At 59.9% G+C, this 2,042-nt stretch carries 1 protein-coding gene and 1 pseudogene; one reads left to right on the top strand and one right to left on the bottom strand.

Annotated features, from left to right (window positions below; genetic code table 11):
* Window positions 1-362: pseudogene (locus NW834_RS13605) on the top strand (hypothetical protein); the annotation flags it as partial.
* Window positions 363-620: 258 nt separating this feature from the next.
* On the opposite strand, the gene NW834_RS13600 reads toward NW834_RS13605, so the two are convergent.
* Complete coding sequence (locus tag NW834_RS13600) at window positions 621-1,763, bottom strand: AI-2E family transporter (RefSeq protein ID WP_238376832.1); 1,143 nt, start codon at window positions 1,761-1,763, stop codon at window positions 621-623.
* Between the last annotated feature and the right edge of the window lie 279 nt (window positions 1,764-2,042).

Genomic DNA, 2,042 nt, shown 5'->3' with positions numbered 1-2,042 from the left:
CTCCTACTCCGACGCCAACACCCAGCCCGACGCCCACACCCACACCCACTCCGACTCCAACGCCAGAGGCGACGCCCACGCTTGCACCTCGTCGCCAGCCGCGCTTTCAACTGGGCCGCCCCCGTCCGACACCAGAGGGGATCCCGGCTGTTCCAACGCCACCGCCCGTAGTAGCCACTCCCGAACCTGAGCTTACGCCTGAGCCCTCTCCACAACCTGTCCCCACTTCAACTCCCCAGCCTGTGGCTACGCCTTTGCCGCGCGTGACCCCTATCCCTTTCCAGGAGCGGCGAGTGCGCCAGCAGGGGTTGCGGCTTTTCCCGCCGGGACTCCACAGTCCGGCCTTGCCAGGTGAGCAATAGCGGGACGGAGTCCTTGAGTTGATAGAAAGTTGATAGAATGCCCTTCGCGCAGCGGGCCGTAGGTCTCACTGTTCTCCCAATCTGTTCTCCCAATGCCCCTCTGCCTGGGCGCACGGTTGCCGCTTGTTGGATTCTCGCTCGCGATAGCGGTGCGGGGCCTTTATACCGGTCAAGTCCTTCAGGGCAAGAACCGCTTTCTGCTCTCTTGGTCGCGTAGCTAGGCTGGTGTGGCTGAGCCAAGCCAGGAGCATTGCTCCCTTAACCATCTCGCACCGATTGCGGCGGCGGGATGGGATCCTGGGTGGAGCTCTGGATCCCATTCTCTCCACTTTCCAACCTGAGCAAGGGCCGCAATCGGGATCCCTGCCAGGGATCCAGGACATCCCGAATTAGCACCTCCTGAATCCACACCTGCAGGATTGCCGCCAAAGGCACGGCCAGGAACAGGCCCAGCACCCCAAAGAAAAAGGCTGAAGTAACTTGAGCTACTAGGGTTAGGGCGGGCAGGAGCGACACCTGTCGGGACATAACGATGGGGGTGAAGACGCTGCTTTCCAACTGCTGGATCAGGATATACAGCCCCAGCACTGCCAAGGACTTCCAAGGGGCATCCGTGAGGGCTACCAGCATGGGGGCTACCACGCTTAAGGTGGGGCCGATATTGGGGATGAAGTTGAACAATCCCGCCAGCACCGCATTGGCCAAGATCAGGGGCACCCCCAAAATCCACAGCCCGATCCCACTCAGCAGCATCACCAAGGTGCTGGTAAACAGGATCCCCATCAGCCACCCTCGCAGCGCCAGCTCACAGCGCTTGAGGATGTAGCGAATGCGGGGACGGTAAAAGGCCGGGAAAACCGAGACAAAAGCGCGACTGTAGGCTTGGGGATCCGCCAACAACAAAATGGTGAGGATGATTACAAACAATAGGTTGAGCAGGGTGCCAAAAAAGGCAGTGAAGGACTCGGAGAAAAAGTCGCGCACCTGTCGCACCAACTCGGTGGCCTGGGGCACCAAGCTATTGGCCAATTCCCGCAGCGTCGGCAGCTCAATATCCGTCGGCAAAGAGAGAATCAAGCTCTCGAACAGCCGCTGCGCTTGCACGATCCCGGCGGGCACCCCATCGGTAAACAGCCACCGCAACTGCTCCGCCAGGGGGGGCACCACGATTAGCCCCACCAAGATCGCGGCCACCAAAACCGTCAAACTGGTGATGACAATTGAGGGGCCACGCCGAAAGCCGTAGCGCTGTGGGATCTGGGCCAAGGTATCCAATGCTACTGCCAACACAATGGCCGCGAACACCAACAGCAGGATCTGCCGGATCTGCCAAAGCAGAACTAGCAGGCCCAACAGCGCCCCTAGCCCCAGCCACTGGGCGAAGGTCACCCGCCAGCTCACCTCCTCTCTCGCCCGGTTGTCGCCTATTCTAGATGGGATCCCGACAAGTCCCATCGCTATTCGAGAACCCTGGATGCGCGATCCTGTCCCTTCAGCTAGAAATCGCAGGAGCCCCGCACTGTACCCGTAGGGTCGGTGTCGGGAGGAATGCGCTTTGATGAAGTACAATGAACTTATGAGCCAAGTCCTGACCATATCCTGTAAGCTCAAGGTGTCCCCGTCGCAAGCCGCCAAATTGGACGCGACGATGGATGCCTTTGTACAGGCATTGAACTGGGT

It is taken from the genome of Synechococcus sp. R60.1 (genome assembly GCF_047461835.1).
In the GTDB taxonomy this organism is placed as follows: Bacteria; Cyanobacteriota; Cyanobacteriia; order Thermostichales; family Thermostichaceae; genus Thermostichus.
Note: the sequence above shows the minus strand (reverse complement) of the source record. Positions and strands in the feature narration are given on the sequence as shown.